Here is a 15,975-nt window from a genome sequence, read left to right on the forward strand (position 1 = left end):
CTCATAAAATGAGGCCTTTTTATAAATAATATTTATTTACTAAAACGATTTAGCTAATGATAAACTAATTGTTGTTAAATCAGCTTCACCTTTTTTAGTGTGAGTATCAGCTGTACCATTTGTGTTAGTAGTTGTAATTGACACTTCATCAAACATGTGATGAGTTGCTTCAACTCTAATAACATCTAAAAACGGTATTGGGCTATCAAACTGAGCACCGAGAGCAATCATTGGACCTTCAAGGTTGTCTGAGTGTGCTCCAACTGTAACAGTAGTGTAATTTGCTTTCACAGATAATTCTGCTCTAGAATATCCAAGTTTTCCATATATAGGTGATGAACCGAATGGCACTAATGCATACACAGTTGCTAAGTTAGAAATAGTTACTGTTGAGTCAGTAGTCGTTGTAGCTTTAGTATCTATTTTACCTTCAAGTGGAACTAATTCTAAACCTACTGCAAATTTCTCACCTGAAATTTCTCCAAATATAGCAGCATATTCACTGTCTACACTTCCAGAAGCTCCATTAGTAGTTCCGTGTGATGGATCGACAGTTCTTTCACCATCTAGAGTTCCAGCACCAAGTTTCACACCAATCATACCGCCTGCAAACGCAGTTGACATGAAAAATAATGATGTAAATAATATTGTTACTATTTTTTTCATAATAAACCTTTTATCTTTAATTATATTAATATATTTTTAAACAATTGTTATAGACCTTATAATCTAAAAACATTATTTTACATAACAGCAAAACATTGTAATTTTTAAAAAAAAACTATGTGTTGTATTAAAGCAACAAAAAAGTTCAATAAAATCAATAATTTTAAGCTATTTATAAATTTCAACTACAAGATGTATTTTAAGACTTTATTAACTAAAAATTTTTAGATGCAATCGAATCATTAAAATACTCATATTTAATTTTTTAATTGACGATATTTAAGATTTTATATTGTAACCTTTTTTTAATAATACAGTAACTATCCCTACACATATAAATAGAAAAACTACCATTGAGCTAATACTAATCCAAATATTAAAATCAGATACTCCATAAAACGCAAATCTTAGGCCATTTATCAAGTAAACAACTGGATTAAAGTAAGTAATCGTTTGCCAAAAAGGTGGTAGCATATCTAAGGAATAGAGACTTCCTCCCAAAAATACCATTGGCGTAATGATTAATGTTGGAATAATAGACATTTGCTCAAAGTTTGAACTCATTAAACCTATTAAAAAACCAAATAATGCAAATGTAAATGCCACAAGTACAAGTAAAAAAACTACTAAAAGTGGATATTTAACATCAACTTCAACAAAAAAATTTGCTGTAATAAATATAACCACACCTACCATTAATGTTTTAGTGGCCCCAGCACCAACAAAAGCTAACACTATTTCCAGCGTTGAAATTGGCGCAGCTAATATTTCATAAATAGTTCCATTAAATTTAGGAAAAAAAATTCCAAAAGAAGTGTTTGTTATTGATTGAGTTAAAAGTGTTAACATTAGTAAGCCAGGGACAATGTATGAACCATAACTGATACCATCAATTTTTTCGACATAACCACCAATCACAGATCCAAATACAATAAAATATAGAGAGGTTGATAGAACTGGTGAAAGCAACGATTGCATCAAAGTTCTTCTAAATCGATCCATTTCATGAAGATAAATTGCACTAAAAGCAGAGAAATTAAATTTCATTATTTTCCTTTACTAAACTGACAAATATTTTTTCAAGAGTGCTTTGCTCAGTTTTTAAATCTTTTAATTTTAATCCTGCATCTTTTAAATCTTGTAATAAATTAGTAATACCTGTTTGTTCAGCTTGAACATTGTATATGTAATCAATCGACATTTTATTTTTCCCTAAAACTAATTCATATTTTTCTAAACTATCTGGAATTTCAGAAATTTCATCTTGTAACTCAACTGTCAATTTTTTATGACCCATCTTTTTTAGTAGCTCTTTTGTTTCTTCAATTAATATAATTTCGCCATTATTTATAACACCTACCCTATCTGCAATAGCTTCTGCTTCTTCAATGTAATGAGTGGTTAGAATAATAGTCACACCTGTTTTTCTTAATTCTTCAACAATTTTCCACATGTCTTGTCTTAGCTCAACATCTACTCCTGCTGTTGGTTCATCTAAAAATAAAATTGAAGGCTCATGTGATAGAGCTTTAGCAATCAAAACTCTTCGCTTCATCCCACCAGATAATTGTCTTAATCTTTGATCTTTTTTGTCCCACAAACTTAGGTCTTTTAAAATTTTTTCAATATATTGAGGGTTAGGTTTTTTTCCATACAAGCCTCTAGAGTAAGAAACATTGTTAAACACTGTTTCAAATTGTTCTAAAGTTAATTCCTGAGGCACTAATCCAATTCTTGAACGTGTTTCCCTATAGTCTTTAATAATATCAAAATTATCAACAGTTACAGTTCCTGATGAAGGTGTAACTATTCCACATATGGTGCTTATAAGTGTAGTTTTACCAGCACCGTTAGGTCCTAGCATGGCAAAAATTTCACCTTTTTTTATCTTAAGATTAATTTTTTTTAAAGCCTCAAATCCATTGGCATAAACTTTTGATAAGTTGTTGATATTGATTTGATTAGTAGACATCTAGAAATTCATATATAGGGACAATTTGTTTGATTACAATAAATTAAAATAAATATAAGCTGTCTGTGTTATGAAGAATCTTTTAATTTTAATAATCGTTTTTCTTAATGTTAGCTTTTCAGCAACAAGCAAAGAAACTACTTTTTCTAATGAAATTTTTAAAAATGCTCAGCTTGAAGGAAAGACTGTTGTAATTAATTCATGGAACAAAACCTGTACAACATGTGCAAAACAAATCAAAATATTAGATCAAGCTAAAAATGATTTTAAAGATATTGTTTTTTTAAGTTTTGAACAAACTAAAGATAAAGAAATTGCCAAATCTCTAGGAATTGATTATTGGACAACAATTGTTGTTTATAAAAATGATAAAGAAATATCACGAACTATAGGTCAAACAAATAAAGATAAAATCTACTTACAAATAAAATCTTTACAATAACACCTACTATCTTTTAATTTTTAAAATTATTGCAGGTAAAAATGTGGCTACAATAAATGATAAAAATAATAAAGATTGCACAACAAAAGGTGAAAACATTTCTTTAGGTGTTAAAATTCCAACCAATAAACTTTTTGAAAAATCTGGAAATGGAAACATTAAGAAACCACCAAGTAATCCAACCAAGATTGATATGTATGCTGTCTTTTCATTAATCCCTTTATTGTAGAAACTATAAAAAACTGTAAAAACAAAAGCACAACAAAATAAATCAGCCAATAAAAATAAATATAAAATATCAAATCCTTTGGACGCAACAATAAATGCGATTAATGATAAGAATATAATAAAATATTTAGACAATTTAAGATAGTCAGTCTTTTTATCAAAATTAAATGTTGCCTTACCATCTACAATAAACAAACTTGAAATTGCATTTACCAAAGTATCAACAGTTGAAATAGTTAAAGCTAATCCAAGTGTAACGACTATTAGAGATAATATTTCAGTTTGTTCTTTTAACAATAATGTAAAAAAACCAAGATCTGGTCTATTAGTTGAGTCTATAGAGAATGAAACCATACCTGTAAAACCCATAAATAAAACAATCGGAATAATAATAAAAAAAGAAAAAATCAGACTTTTTTTTAATGTTTGATAATCTTTTGCGGCATACACTCTCTGCCAATTTCCTTGATGAAATAAATTGGTTGCAGCAACTGCAATAAAAAAAGTTAATCCTGCAGTATAACTTGGAATATAAGAAGCACTTAATAATTGTGGATTTTTCTCCTGAACAAATTCAAATGAAAATTCACTGCCAGTAAAAGAAAAAATATATGCTGTTGAAATTATTAAAAGAATTATAATAACAATCATTTGTATATTATCTGTAAATATAGAAGCTCTTAAACCTCCATATAAAGTGTAAGTTAATGTTGCCAAAAGAACTATTAGTGCTGTAATCCAAAGTTCAGTACCTGATATAAAGTTTATTAATATAGCTACTGCTGTTACCTCCGCACATAGAAAAATAAACATATAAAAAATTGTCATTAACAAAATTAGCTTAAATAAACTTTTTCCAAATTTTTTTCTCATAAACTCAATTAAAGATGAGCCTTGTGGAAATTCTTTTCTAATCTTTTTTCCTAAGTAAATTAAAAAAATCATTGGAAAAGCTGTTCCTAATGCATAACCAATTACTGCACCAATACCTCCCCAAGTAGCTGCAGCTACAGGACCAAATAAAATCCACGCACCTAGTGCTGATGCAACTAAGCTGGTAATTAATGGAAATAACCCAATATTTCTATTGGCAGTTAAATAATTGTTTATGCCTTGGAATTTTTTAGAATGATAAAGACCTAGTAGAGTAAAAATTAAACTAATTATAATTACTAATGATATCGATGTTGATTGACTTATTAAGTATGTTTTATCCATTGTTCTCCCTTTCTGAATTACCGGACAGGTTCTTAGGGTATAATCTCAGTCTGTTATGACACCCCTTTGATAATGTAATATTATAAATCTAAATATATTTAAAGCTTTATTTATAACAAATGTTTTTCAATTAGATAATATAAAGTGAAAATTATCAATGATACACAAATAATTATAAAAACTTTTTCTTGATTGCTCATTATTGTTGGCTTTTATGATTCATTATTTCAATCATGCATTGGGTAGCGTATTCTCGCAATTCTGCAGAGTTTTTGATTTTTAAACTATCTAAGTGGTCACGATTACTTTGTATATCATCTTTATGCTTGAGTTTATCTGCTCCATTAAGATTAGTTTCCATGCTTGCTAAATTAGTTTCCATTGCATGTATCCAATTTTTTCCTAATTCTAAACATTTAGTATCGTCTTTTTCATCCACAATCTGCTTGAAAAAATTAAAAATAACATCATCAGTCTTAATTGAGTTGTTCATTATCTATTTATTACAAGTGCCAATTGAACCAGGACCACATGTTTCACCATTTGTCCACGTTGCACCTATTAAATTAGCACCTTCAAAATTTGCATCTTTAATATTTGAGGATGTAAAATTCGCTTCCATTAAGTTAGAATTTTGAAAATTAGTCTCAATTAAAGTGGCCCCCATAAAATCAACTCTTGTTAGATTTGAACTTGTAAAATTTGTTTTTTCAAAATTTGCTCCTATTGAAACTGTTTCATACAAGTTGGCCCTTACAAATGTAGACTCTGGAAAAGTTCCAAATGATAAATTTGAATTCATCATAATACTTTTGTCAAAATTTACTTGAATAAAACTAGCAAAAGATAAATTTGAATTAGGAAGATAGCTACCTTGCAAATCCTGGGCATCTGAAAATCTGCAGTTTGAGTAGTCAACTCCATCTGTTAATGGGTCATCACATGCTGAATAACCATTTGTAAAAAATAATAAACCTAAAGCAATCAGTAAGAAAACTTTTTTCATATGCAATGTTAACAAATTAAAATTAATTACACAAATATAAGGGGTAACGTTTATTTTTGATTATTTTCCCAATTAAATCTTGGAAATGTCTCAAAAGCTTGAATAATACTTTGTGACCAACTATTAGTAATTGAAGAATATTCAGGATCATTAGTTTCAAATTTATTTTGATAAATTGGTTTAATTAATCCCTTTTTATAAACAACAAAATCAATTGGTGCTCCAACTCTTAAATCACTTTTTATTGTTGAGTCCATTGAAATTAATGCACATCGCGCAGCATCTCCAAGACTAATCTCAGGTTTTAAAACTCTATCTAAAATTGGTTTTCCATAATTAATTTCTCCAATTATTAAATAAGGTCTAGTATCAGAAGGTCTTATGTAGTTACCTTGAGGGTACACAAGGCAAATTTCAGATTTTTGATCTTTAATTTGACCACCTACTATATAAGATGATCCTAATTGCAAAACTTCTTCATTAAAACCATGTGGTGACGAATGTTTTACAGTTAAGGATCCTATATAACTTGCAACTTCTTCTATAGTTTCACATGTGTTCAGACTTTTATTTGGATTGCTTGCTTCAATATCTTTTTTTATTGACCCAAAAACTGCTTGTGAAGTTGCTAAATTTCCCGAGGTAACAATTACTAAATTTCTATCGCCTACTGCATAATTAAACATTTTACTATATACATTAACGTTATCTAAACCAGCATTTGTCCTAGAGTCTGAAGCGAATACCATTCCTTCATTAACATTAATTCCTATACAATAAGTCATTGTGACTTACTTATTATATAAATATGTCTTTAAAAAGAACATTTTAACATTAAGTGAGATTTTATTTTATGTTTTTTTATTTTTTTGTGTTTTAATTGAATATGGTCAAAATTTCATGGGATACTTACAGGGCTAAAAATGTTTTTGATGAGTATTTAACTTCAAAAAATAAATTACGACCAGAAACAAGAAATATATCAAATTTTATTGCTAAATATTCAAAACAGAGGCTTTTAACAACAGTTAAAAATTCAGAAAATGCAATCAGTCAAAGAGGTATTACATTTAGAGTTTATTCAGAAGATAGACCGGCAGATCATTACTGGCCACTTGATATAATTCCAAGAATTATTACTAAAAAAAATTGGTCTAAAATTTCTAAAGGGCTAATTCAAAGAGTAAGGGCATTAAATTTTTTTATTCACGATGTTTATAATGATCAAAAAATTTTTAAAGAAAAAATTATTCCAAGAAAAATAGTGTTTGAATCTGGAAATTTCAGAAAAGAATGTGTCGGGGTAAAACCTCCATTTAAAATTTGGGCAAATATTTGTGGATCTGATCTTGTTAGAGATGTTAATGGTAATTTTTTAGTCCTAGAAGATAACTTAAGAGTTCCTTCTGGTGTTTCGTATATGCTTGAAAATAGAATGGTTATGAAAAGTGTTTTTCCTGAAATTTTTTCAAAACAAAAAATAAGTCCTGTTGATGAATATTGTTCAAAACTTTATTCTTGTATGCGTTCTCTTTCAAAGAATAAAAAAGATCCAAAGTTAGCTATTCTTACACCGGGAGTTTATAACTCTGCATATTTTGAACATGCATATCTTGCTCAACAAATGGGCGTTGAACTAGTTGAAGGTTCAGATCTATTTGTTGAAAATAATAAAGTTTTCATGAAAACAGTAGGAGGTAAAGAGCAATTACATTCTCTATATAGAAGAATTGACGATTTATTTTTAGATCCAAAAGTATTTAATAAAAAATCTTTAATTGGCGTCCCTGATATTTTTAAAGCTTGGAAAAAAGGAAATATTAGTATTTTAAATGCCCCTGGCTCAGGTGTTGCTGATGACAAGGCAGTTTACAGCTATGTTTCTAAAATGATTAAATTTTATTTAAATGAAGAACCATTAATCAATCAAGTAGAAACTTTTTTATGTCATGAAAAAAAACAAAGAGATTATGTGATTGAAAATATTTCAAAACTAGTTGTGAAACCAGCTAATGAATCTGGTGGTTATGGAATTTTAATAGGACCAAAAGCATCTAAAAAGGAATTAAAAGAATATGTTGAAAAAATTAAAAAAAATCCAAGAAACTATGTTGCCCAACCACTCATAAATTTATCTACTTCTCCAACTTTAATTAACAATCAGCTTGACCCAAGACATATTGACCTAAGACCTTTTATTCTATCAGGTGCTAATCACTATGTAACACAAGGAGGATTAACTAGAGTTGCACTAAAAAAAGGAAGTATGATTGTAAACTCATCTCAAGGTGGTGGTAGCAAAGATACGTGGATTTTAGATGATTAAATTATGTTAAGTAGAAGAGCAAAATTAATTTATTGGATGTCTCGCTATTTAGAGAGATTAAATTTTACATCTAGATTGTTAATCACAACAAGCGAATTACAACTCGATTTATCGTTAGAAGATGAAATTTCTTGGAAGCCTTTATTGGAAGTAATGAATTTAGATAAAGGATATTTTAAATTATATAAAAAATATTCAGAAAAAAAAATAATTGAATATTTTATTCTAAACAAAGAAAACTCTTCATCTATTATAAATACGCTTAGATATTCTAAAGCAAATCTGTTGATTGTTAGAGATATTTTGCCTGAACAATCAGTGCTTAAACTTAATGAACTGCATATAAGGTTTAATAAAACTATTAATAAAAGAAATTCAAATAAGAAAAACATAAAATTATTAAATGATATAATTCAAGGTTCACAAAATTTTATGTATTCAACAGATTTAGAAATGCAAAGAAATATAGATTATCAATTTTTAAGTTTGGGACGTTTTTTAGAACGATCAGACATGATGATACGAATACTTCAGTCTCAAACTATAAGGTCTAAACAACATAAAAAAGGTTATGAGTATCTTACTCTTGAATGGATCAATATTTTAAGATCAATTTCTGCATTTCAAGCCTACCGTCAATATTCTAAAAAAGATATTTCTATCCCAGATATTATTGAATTCTTTTTAAAAACAAATATTTTTCCAAGATCAATAAAATGGAATCTCAGCCAAATTGAAAGATCTATTTACAGAATATCAAAAAATAATAATTTGACAAAAAATATTAGAGAAATCAAAAAAGATGTAGACAAATACAAAGTTAAAACAAATGATTTAGATAATCTTTTATTATTTTTAGAAAAAATACTAAAAAAGATAGATAGCCTAAATACATTGGTACAAAAGAATTATTTTTCTTAACCTTAAAATTGCAAAAATAAAATCTGAGAAGTGTTTTTAAAAGATTATCTAATTATGAGATTCTGATCTTTTTTCCTGTTTTTGAACTTTTTGTAATCGCAGCAAAAATTTTAAGTGAGACCAAACCATCATTTCCATTTACTTTTGGCTTTACTTTTTTAGCTATTACATCGGCAAAGTGATTAATTTGATTAATAAGAGTGTTGTCGTCTTTTTTATTTTTATCCTCTTTTACTAATATTTTGTTCCACCAACTTCTTTCTTTTTTATAAAACCAGTTTTTTAAATTTGGAAACTGCAGAGATCCTTTTGTACCACCTATCATGTAGGCTGATTGATTAGTCACAGGGTAGGCAGGATTTTCACCTGCTGTTAATTCGTAACTCCAAGGTGCAACTATACTATCTGAAATATTTAGCGTGCATAAAGCACCTGATTTAAAAACTAAACTTACCGTTGCTGTATCCTCGACTTTAAATTTTCTAGTCTTATTACTTGTAAAAGCTTGCACATATTGAATAGGTCCAAGCAAATAACAAATCATATCAATATCATGAACAAGGTTAATTCCTAGTGGACCACCACCTTTACTTATTCTCCATTTTTCTTTGTAGTATTCTTTATGTTTATAAAGCCAACATAATACATTTGCTGATACAATATTGCCTAATTTACCAGAATTAATTATATTTTTAACTTTTGACACGATTGAATTATGTCTTCGATGATATCCAATTAACAAAGGTGTTTTGTTTTTTTTAGCACTATCAATAATTTTTTTTGCTGACCTTATGTTATCTGAAATCGGTTTTTCTAATAAAACTGGTATCTTTTTTTTTAAAAAACTTACAGTATGCGTTTCATGAAGCTGGTTAGGTGTTGCAACTATAACGGCATCTAAATTTTTAGATTTCAAAAGCTCAGACACACTATAATAAAGAGGCACTTTGTATTTCTTAGACAAATTAGTTGCATTTTTACTTACATCTACAATCGAATGTAAATTTACTTTGGGAGATTTTATTATAGCTTTTATATGCTGAAGACCCATCAAGCCAGTTCCAACAATTGAAATATTAATTTTTATCATTTTTCTTAAATTATAAAAAATATCTTTAAATATTTTATGTATGTATAGGTTTTTTTATTTTTAATAAACTAAACTTTGATCAAGTAATTCCACCATCAACTACGAAACTTTGTTTAGTGCATCCAGAAGATTGATCTGAGGATAAAAATAATACTAATCTAGCAACATCTTCAGGTTTTAGTTGTCTTTTCAATGCCTGTTTATCCAAAATTTGTTTTTTATATTTAGGTGTTAACCAATGTTTAATTTGTCTTTCTGTAGCAATTGAGCCAGGCATCACAGAATTAGTTCGAATATTATATTTTCCAAATTCTTGAGCAAAAGATCTAGTTAAACCAACAACAGCTGATTTTGCTGTTTCATAAACTACTTTATCTCCTTCACCCAACATCCATGACACTGAACTTAAGTTAACAATAGAGCCATTTTTATTTTTAATCATGCTTTCTATTACTGCTTTTGAAGCAAAAAAATAATGTTTTAGATTTATAGCCATTCTATTTTCCCAATATTTTTCATCTACTTGTTTTGAATTATGTCTATCATCATTAGCAGCATTATTGACGAGGGAATGTATAGTTCCTTTAGTTGAGATTATTTTCTTAATTATTTTTTGTAATTTTTGAACGTTTAATAAATTGCATTCAATAAAAGTTGGTGCTCTAAATCCTTTTTTATTAATAGCTTTTATTAATTTTTTTGAGTCTTTAACATTAATATCAACAAAATATACTTCACTACCTTGTTCACAAAAATGCTCAACTATGGATGCACCAATACCAGAACCACCACCTGTAATAAAAATTCTTTTATCTTTTAAATCTGAATATCTTGTATTCATAATTACATTCTTTCCTCAGTTAAGGCATCAAATACAGATATTTGATTAACATCTATATATAATTTAAATTCTTTATTGATATTAATATCTATAGTTGATGAAAACTTTCCAAGCAATTGTTGTCCTGAAAAATCAAATGTTATTATTTGCTCATGACCAATATATTCAGCAAGCTCTGATTTAACATTAATTTCAAAATTATCAGGTGCATTTTTTTCAATATAAATATGTTCAGGTCTGATACCTAAAATAATTTCTTTTTCACCTTGGTTAGTTTTATCTTTAAAATTATAATTACTTAATGGAATATTTACCTTATCTTCATTAACAAAAAATAGCTGGCCATTTTGATTAGATAATTTTCCTTTAATTAAATTCATTGAAGGAGAACCGATAAAATCTGCAACAAAAATATTGCTAGGTGTATTGTAAATATTTTTTGGAGTGTCACATTGTTGAATTACACCATGATTCATGATTGCTATATTAGTTCCAAGGCTCATAGCTTCAGTTTGATCATGGGTTACATAAACAACAGTTGTTTTTAAGTTTTGATGAAGTTTTTTTATTTCTCTTCTCATTTCAACTCTTAATTTTGCATCTAAATTTGATAATGGTTCGTCAAATAAAAATACTTTAGGATCTCTTACCAAGGCTCTACCCATAGCAACTCTTTGTCTTTGACCACCAGATAATTGTGAGGGCTTTCGCTCTAACAGCTCATTAATTTTTAATAAACTAGATACTCTATTTAATGATTCTTCTATTTTATCTTTAGGTGTTTTTCTCTGTTCTAATCCAAATGTAACATTTCCTTTCACAGTCATTGCAGGATAAAGCGCATAAGACTGGAATACTAAAGCTATATCTCTATCGCTAGGTTCCATGTCATTTACACGATAGTCATCAATTAAAATATCACCACTGTTAGAGGTTTCTAGACCAGCGATAGTATTTAATAGTGTTGATTTTCCACATCCAGAAGGTCCTAACAAAACTAAGAAGTCACCATCGTTAATATCTAAATTTATTCCTTTTAAAACTTCAGTAGATCCAAAATTTTTATTAATATCATTTATCTTTAAATTTGCCATGTTATCCTTTCACTGATCCTGCTGTTAGTCCTCTTATAAAATATTTACCTGCTAAAACGTAAACAATGAGTGTTGGAAAACCTGCAATGATTGCAGCTGCCATATCTACATTATATCTTTTTACACTCGAACTTGTTAAAACCATGTTGTTTAAAGCAACTTGGATAGGGGCTTCTTCACCAAAAGTAAAAGTTGCACCAAATAAAAAATCATTCCAAATCATAGTAAACTGCCAAATAACTGTAACAACTAAAATTGGAGCAGAAATCGGTAACATTATTTTAAAAAATATTTTAAAAAAACCTGCCCCATCAATTCTTGCAGCTTTCACAATCTCATCTGAAATAGAAATATAATAATTTCTACAAAAGAGAGTTGTAAAACATAAACCGTAAACTACATGAACTAAAATCAATCCGTATATTGAATTTGAGATACCCATAAAACCTAGTGTTCTTGACATTGGAAGCAATATTGCTTGGTAAGGAATAAATGTTCCAAATAAAAATAGTAAAAAAATGTAACTATCGCCTTTAAATCTCCATTTAGTTAAAGCATATCCATTAATAGCTCCTAAAATTGTTGAGATAATTACAGCTGGGACTACTAATTTAACTGAATTCCAGAAATATGTTTTCAAATAAACATCACCTGCTGAAAAACCTTGACCATTCCATGCTACATCCCAAGAGGATAAATTTAAAGAACCAGGTAAAGAGAATAAATTTCCCTGCCTAATTTCTTCCATTGTTTTAAATGAAGTAACTATCATTACATAGAGTGGTGTAATGTAATAAAGTGCAAATATTCCTAAAATTACGAACAATATCCATCTATAGATAAGTTTCTTTGTGTTAGAAGATTTTTCTAATTCTTTATAAGTTTGATTATTATTTTCTGTCATCTTCTCGCTTTAGTTCTGAATATAAATATGGAACAACAATTGCCGAAACCGTTAAAAACATCATTATTGCACTTGCTGAAGCTAAACCAATTTCACTTCTGTGAAATGCCATTTGAGTCATAAATACAGCTGGCATATCCGACGAAATTCCAGGACCACCAGCAGTTAATGCAATTACTAAATCATAACTTTTAATTGCTAAGTGAACCAATATTACAATGGCGCTCATGAATACAGGTCTCATCATTGGTAAAATTATTTTTGTATATACAGAAACAATTCCAGCACCATCAATTTTAGCTGCTTTAATTATTTCATCATCAACTGATCTTAAACCAGCGAGAAAAATAGCCATTATAAACCCTGAAGATTGCCAAACGCCTGCAATAACTATTGTATATATTGACATTCCTGGTGTTACCAACCAGTCAAAGGTAAACGTTTCAAATCCTATATCTTGAGCAAATTTTTCAATACCAAGAGAGGGGTTTAATATCCATCTCCACGCAGTACCTGTCACAATAAATGATAATGCCATTGGGTATAAGTAAATTGTTCTTAAAAAACCCTCTGCCCTAATTTTTTGATCTAATAAAATCGCTAGAACAATTCCAATAAAAACACATAAAATTATAAATAGAATTGTAAAAATAAATAAGTTTTCAACTGCCACATGCCATCTTGGCATCGACCAAAGTCTAAAATATTGGTCTATTCCCCAAAATTCATACTTAGGTAATAATTTAGATTTTGTAAAAGAAATATAAATTGTCCAAAATATAAAACCATAAACAAACCAGGCTATCACACCAAAAGATGGAGCTATAACTAACCTCGGTAAATTTCTTTTTAACCAATACATAAAATACAATTTTTTTGAATAAATCATGCGCTAAATAAATAGCGCATGAAATTTAAGATTAACTTTTTTGACTAACTTGCAGCCTTAACAGCAGCTGATAATTTCTTAACAGCATCTTGTGAAGACATGTTTGAGTTAAAGTGTTCAGTTACAACATCTTGTATTGCACCTTTTACACCAAGCTCTAAAGTCATACCGTGAGCAAAACTTGGAAGTAATCCACCTTTTGCTGCTGCAGTATTTAAATCTGAATTAGATTTTTTCGCACATTTATCAAAATCATCCATTGGAACATCAAGTCTTGCTGGAATTGATCCTTTGTAAATGTTGAAAACTTTTTGGAACTCTTTACCCATGATTAAACTTGCAAGAAGTTTTTGACCTTCAACTTTTTCTTTACCTTTAATTTTAAAGAAAATGAATGAGTCAACATTATATAAGTAACCGTTATTAGATGGAGTAGCTGCACAGTAGTAATCTACATCTGGTTTTAAACCAGCGGCAGCAAATTCACCTTTTGCCCAGTCACCCATAAGTTGGAATGCAGCTTTGCCTTCCATAACCATACCAGTTGCAACGTTCCAATCTCTTCCTGGAGAACCTGCATCTGTGTAACCTTTAAGTTTTCTCATTTGATCAAAGATTTTTACCATTGTAGATCCACCTAATGTTGCAACATCAGCATCTACAAATGCTTTTTTATAAAAATCATTTCCACCAATACCAAGTGCTACAGCTTCAAAAACTGTTGCGTCTTGCCAAGGTTGAGAACCATGTGCTAAAGGAATAATTCCTTTTGCTTGAAGCTTATCAGCAGCAGCATTGAATTCAGCCCATGATGATGGCATTTTAATTCCGTTAGAGTCTAAAACTTTTTTGTTAGCCCAAAACCAATCAATTCTATGAATGTTTACTGGTGCAGCACAATATGCTTTTCCATCATCACATTTCATATGATCAGCAACTTGTTTACTTAAAAGTTTGTCCCAACCTTCAGCTTTAGCTACAGCATCAATATTATATGGTGCTACAACGCCTTCTCTATCATAAGCTTGAATTGTTGGTCCTTTAATTTGAGCGGCAGCCGGTGCATCATTAGCTACTATTCTAGCTTTTAATGTTTGCATAGCAGCATCTCCACCACCACCTGCAACTGGCATATCTTTCCACTCACCACCTTGAGCAGCAAAATCATCTTTTAAAACTTGTAAAGCTTTTGCCTCTCCACCTGATGTCCACCAGTGAAGTACTTCTGCTTTAGATCCAGCATAAGAAAGTGTTGGAGCTAAAACCATTGCTAAAATAGCAATAATTATTTTTTTCATTTTATCTTCTCCTAATTATTTTAATTAAAAAAAGATCGTATCTGTTAAAAAAATTAATTGAAATTGAAAAATTTGTCTACAACCTCAAGTTGGTATTTTTTTTTACGTTTTTTATTTTGAAAAAATTTAAGTTTAAAGAAAAATTATTTTTTTAATTTCAACTTTTAATTGAATTTTTAATAAGTAGTTCTTCGTCCTAATCTAGCAGCACCTCTCACGCCACTAGCATCACCATATTTAGGTTTTAAAAAAACACCATCATATTCTTTTCCGATTACAAATTTTTTAACCATAGACTCTATTTCACTTAAAAAATCTATTTCGTTTGAAACACCACCACCAAAAATAAATGCATCTGGATCTAAAATATTTATAATTGCAGATAATGACATTGCTAAATTCAATTTAAATTCATCTATAAATCTTTCAGCATCTAAATCATGTCTTCTATTAAGCTCAAAAATTTCACTTGTTTTTAAATTTTTACCATAAATTTTATTAAATCTTTTTGCCATACCAAGCCCCGAGACAAAACTTTCAACCTCCGCCTCTCTAGCATTATTTGAACTGAAGTTTTCTTTTTTTGCTGCAAAATATGGAATTTGATTATGACCCCATTCACCAGCTACTCCATTAGGACCGCTTACGATTTGTTTATCTATTACAAGACCACCACCCGCGCCTGATCCTAAAATAATTCCATAAACAATTTTATAATGTTTTCCTGATCCATCAATCGCTTCTGATAAAGCAAAACAATTTCCATCATTTTCACAGAAAACTTCTTTACCCAAAGCTTTTCTCAAATCACTTTGAAAAGGTTTTTTTTCTAACCATGTACAATTAGGTGCATTTTTTACTAAGCCAGTTTGTGGGGAATGTATTCCTGGGTGACAAACACCAATTGGTAATTCTGTTTGAAATTCTTTTTCTAATTTATTATGAATATCTCTAATTGTATTAATAATTGTTAAATAATCTTTGGGACAAGCAGTTCTTGATCTATGCTTTTCATTACCATCTTCCTCTAAAACCACACTTTCAATTTTAGTGGCACCTACATCAATCCCTATCTGCATA

Annotated in this window: 17 protein-coding genes; 3 read left to right on the top strand and 14 right to left on the bottom strand. The window is 29.2% G+C overall.

What is annotated here, in order from left to right:
- Positions 1-39: 39 nt before the first annotated feature.
- The 3 genes from ACIJYI_RS04295 to ACIJYI_RS04305 all read right to left on the bottom strand — a co-directional run bounded on the left by ACIJYI_RS04295 (position 40) and on the right by ACIJYI_RS04305 (position 2,638).
- Positions 40-666 carry a hypothetical protein gene (locus ACIJYI_RS04295; protein ID WP_435113068.1) on the bottom strand — a complete coding sequence of 209 codons (627 nt, stop codon included), beginning with the start codon at positions 664-666 and terminating at the stop codon, positions 40-42.
- Positions 667-945: 279 nt separating this feature from the next.
- A complete protein-coding gene (locus ACIJYI_RS04300; protein WP_435113070.1) occupies positions 946-1,713 on the bottom strand; it encodes an ABC transporter permease in 768 nt (255 codons plus the stop codon).
- On the bottom strand, positions 1,703-2,638 hold the full coding sequence (locus tag ACIJYI_RS04305; RefSeq protein ID WP_435113072.1) for an ABC transporter ATP-binding protein: 936 nt from the start codon (positions 2,636-2,638) through the stop codon (positions 1,703-1,705). Before ACIJYI_RS04305 ends, ACIJYI_RS04300 begins: the two co-directional genes overlap by 11 nt.
- Before the next feature lie 70 nt (positions 2,639-2,708).
- On the opposite strand from ACIJYI_RS04305, the gene ACIJYI_RS04310 reads away from it, so the two are divergent.
- The gene (locus ACIJYI_RS04310; protein ID WP_435113074.1) at positions 2,709-3,080 is read left to right on the top strand and encodes a TlpA family protein disulfide reductase; all 372 of its coding nucleotides are present in this window, start codon (positions 2,709-2,711) and stop codon (positions 3,078-3,080) included.
- A 6-nt stretch (positions 3,081-3,086) separates the two neighbouring features.
- Here ACIJYI_RS04310 and ACIJYI_RS04315 read toward each other — a convergent pair whose 3' ends face one another.
- The 4 genes from ACIJYI_RS04315 to ACIJYI_RS04330 all read right to left on the bottom strand — a co-directional run bounded on the left by ACIJYI_RS04315 (position 3,087) and on the right by ACIJYI_RS04330 (position 6,317).
- Positions 3,087-4,526: a sodium:solute symporter family transporter gene (locus tag ACIJYI_RS04315; protein ID WP_435113076.1), complete on the bottom strand. Its 1,440-nt coding sequence runs from the start codon at positions 4,524-4,526 to the stop codon at positions 3,087-3,089.
- Positions 4,527-4,725: 199 nt separating this feature from the next.
- The gene (locus ACIJYI_RS04320; RefSeq protein WP_435113078.1) at positions 4,726-5,019 is read right to left on the bottom strand and encodes a hypothetical protein; all 294 of its coding nucleotides are present in this window, start codon (positions 5,017-5,019) and stop codon (positions 4,726-4,728) included.
- Positions 5,020-5,022: 3 nt separating this feature from the next.
- Positions 5,023-5,532, bottom strand: coding sequence for a pentapeptide repeat-containing protein (locus tag ACIJYI_RS04325; protein WP_435113080.1), 510 nt, complete (start codon positions 5,530-5,532; stop codon positions 5,023-5,025).
- Between the two features lie 50 nt (positions 5,533-5,582).
- Positions 5,583-6,317, bottom strand: a complete 735-nt coding sequence (locus ACIJYI_RS04330) for a 20S proteasome subunit A/B (protein ID WP_435113081.1) — start codon at positions 6,315-6,317, stop codon at positions 5,583-5,585.
- A 101-nt stretch (positions 6,318-6,418) separates the two neighbouring features.
- Here ACIJYI_RS04330 and ACIJYI_RS04335 point away from each other — a divergent pair, with 101 nt between their 5' ends.
- Together ACIJYI_RS04335 and ACIJYI_RS04340 are read left to right on the top strand one after the other, a co-directional pair.
- Positions 6,419-7,858 (top strand): circularly permuted type 2 ATP-grasp protein, encoded by a 1,440-nt coding sequence (locus tag ACIJYI_RS04335; RefSeq protein WP_435113083.1) that lies wholly within the window; start codon positions 6,419-6,421, stop codon positions 7,856-7,858.
- 3 nt (positions 7,859-7,861) lie between these two features.
- Positions 7,862-8,779: an alpha-E domain-containing protein gene (locus ACIJYI_RS04340; protein WP_435113085.1), complete on the top strand. Its 918-nt coding sequence runs from the start codon at positions 7,862-7,864 to the stop codon at positions 8,777-8,779.
- Positions 8,780-8,831: 52 nt separating this feature from the next.
- On the opposite strand, the gene ACIJYI_RS04345 is transcribed toward ACIJYI_RS04340, so the two are convergent.
- The 7 genes from ACIJYI_RS04345 to ACIJYI_RS04375 form a co-directional block, all read right to left on the bottom strand.
- Positions 8,832-9,869, bottom strand: coding sequence for a Gfo/Idh/MocA family protein (locus tag ACIJYI_RS04345; RefSeq protein WP_435113087.1), 1,038 nt, complete (start codon positions 9,867-9,869; stop codon positions 8,832-8,834).
- A 79-nt stretch (positions 9,870-9,948) separates the two neighbouring features.
- Positions 9,949-10,710: an SDR family NAD(P)-dependent oxidoreductase gene (locus ACIJYI_RS04350; RefSeq protein ID WP_435113089.1), complete on the bottom strand. Its 762-nt coding sequence runs from the start codon at positions 10,708-10,710 to the stop codon at positions 9,949-9,951.
- A 2-nt stretch (positions 10,711-10,712) separates the two neighbouring features.
- A complete protein-coding gene (locus ACIJYI_RS04355; RefSeq protein ID WP_435113091.1) occupies positions 10,713-11,804 on the bottom strand; it encodes an ABC transporter ATP-binding protein in 1,092 nt (363 codons plus the stop codon).
- 1 nt (position 11,805) lies between these two features.
- Positions 11,806-12,708: a carbohydrate ABC transporter permease gene (locus ACIJYI_RS04360; protein WP_435113093.1), complete on the bottom strand. Its 903-nt coding sequence runs from the start codon at positions 12,706-12,708 to the stop codon at positions 11,806-11,808.
- Entirely contained in the window at positions 12,695-13,570 is an 876-nt protein-coding gene (locus tag ACIJYI_RS04365) for a carbohydrate ABC transporter permease (RefSeq protein WP_435113095.1), read from the bottom strand. The genes ACIJYI_RS04360 and ACIJYI_RS04365 overlap by 14 nt, the downstream gene beginning before the upstream one ends.
- Before the next feature lie 71 nt (positions 13,571-13,641).
- Positions 13,642-14,895 (bottom strand): ABC transporter substrate-binding protein, encoded by a 1,254-nt coding sequence (locus ACIJYI_RS04370; RefSeq protein WP_435089547.1) that lies wholly within the window; start codon positions 14,893-14,895, stop codon positions 13,642-13,644.
- 176 nt (positions 14,896-15,071) lie between these two features.
- Positions 15,072-15,974, bottom strand: a complete 903-nt coding sequence (locus tag ACIJYI_RS04375) for an ROK family protein (RefSeq protein WP_435113097.1) — start codon at positions 15,972-15,974, stop codon at positions 15,072-15,074.
- Between the last annotated feature and the right edge of the window lies 1 nt (position 15,975).

The sequence above is a fragment of the Candidatus Pelagibacter bacterium nBUS_36 genome (assembly GCF_051201215.1).
Lineage (GTDB): Bacteria > Pseudomonadota > Alphaproteobacteria > Pelagibacterales > Pelagibacteraceae > Pelagibacter.

What these genes read in the sequence shown, in the direction of transcription:
- ACIJYI_RS04295 (WP_435113068.1), bottom strand. Translation starts at nt 666, where the DNA reads ATGAAAAAAATAGTAACAATATTATTTACATCATTATTTTTCATGTCA.
- ACIJYI_RS04300 (WP_435113070.1), bottom strand. Translation starts at nt 1,713, where the DNA reads ATGAAATTTAATTTCTCTGCTTTTAGTGCAATTTATCTTCATGAAATG.
- ACIJYI_RS04305 (WP_435113072.1), bottom strand. Translation starts at nt 2,638, where the DNA reads ATGTCTACTAATCAAATCAATATCAACAACTTATCAAAAGTTTATGCC.
- ACIJYI_RS04310 (WP_435113074.1), top strand. Translation starts at nt 2,709, where the DNA reads ATGAAGAATCTTTTAATTTTAATAATCGTTTTTCTTAATGTTAGCTTT.
- ACIJYI_RS04315 (WP_435113076.1), bottom strand. Translation starts at nt 4,526, where the DNA reads ATGGATAAAACATACTTAATAAGTCAATCAACATCGATATCATTAGTA.
- ACIJYI_RS04320 (WP_435113078.1), bottom strand. Translation starts at nt 5,019, where the DNA reads ATGAACAACTCAATTAAGACTGATGATGTTATTTTTAATTTTTTCAAG.
- ACIJYI_RS04325 (WP_435113080.1), bottom strand. Translation starts at nt 5,532, where the DNA reads ATGAAAAAAGTTTTCTTACTGATTGCTTTAGGTTTATTATTTTTTACA.
- ACIJYI_RS04330 (WP_435113081.1), bottom strand. Translation starts at nt 6,317, where the DNA reads ATGACTTATTGTATAGGAATTAATGTTAATGAAGGAATGGTATTCGCT.
- ACIJYI_RS04335 (WP_435113083.1), top strand. Translation starts at nt 6,419, where the DNA reads ATGGTCAAAATTTCATGGGATACTTACAGGGCTAAAAATGTTTTTGAT.
- ACIJYI_RS04340 (WP_435113085.1), top strand. Translation starts at nt 7,862, where the DNA reads ATGTTAAGTAGAAGAGCAAAATTAATTTATTGGATGTCTCGCTATTTA.
- ACIJYI_RS04345 (WP_435113087.1), bottom strand. Translation starts at nt 9,869, where the DNA reads ATGATAAAAATTAATATTTCAATTGTTGGAACTGGCTTGATGGGTCTT.
- ACIJYI_RS04350 (WP_435113089.1), bottom strand. Translation starts at nt 10,710, where the DNA reads ATGAATACAAGATATTCAGATTTAAAAGATAAAAGAATTTTTATTACA.
- ACIJYI_RS04355 (WP_435113091.1), bottom strand. Translation starts at nt 11,804, where the DNA reads ATGGCAAATTTAAAGATAAATGATATTAATAAAAATTTTGGATCTACT.
- ACIJYI_RS04360 (WP_435113093.1), bottom strand. Translation starts at nt 12,708, where the DNA reads ATGACAGAAAATAATAATCAAACTTATAAAGAATTAGAAAAATCTTCT.
- ACIJYI_RS04365 (WP_435113095.1), bottom strand. Translation starts at nt 13,570, where the DNA reads ATGTATTGGTTAAAAAGAAATTTACCGAGGTTAGTTATAGCTCCATCT.
- ACIJYI_RS04370 (WP_435089547.1), bottom strand. Translation starts at nt 14,895, where the DNA reads ATGAAAAAAATAATTATTGCTATTTTAGCAATGGTTTTAGCTCCAACA.
- ACIJYI_RS04375 (WP_435113097.1), bottom strand. Translation starts at nt 15,974, where the DNA reads ATGCAGATAGGGATTGATGTAGGTGCCACTAAAATTGAAAGTGTGGTT.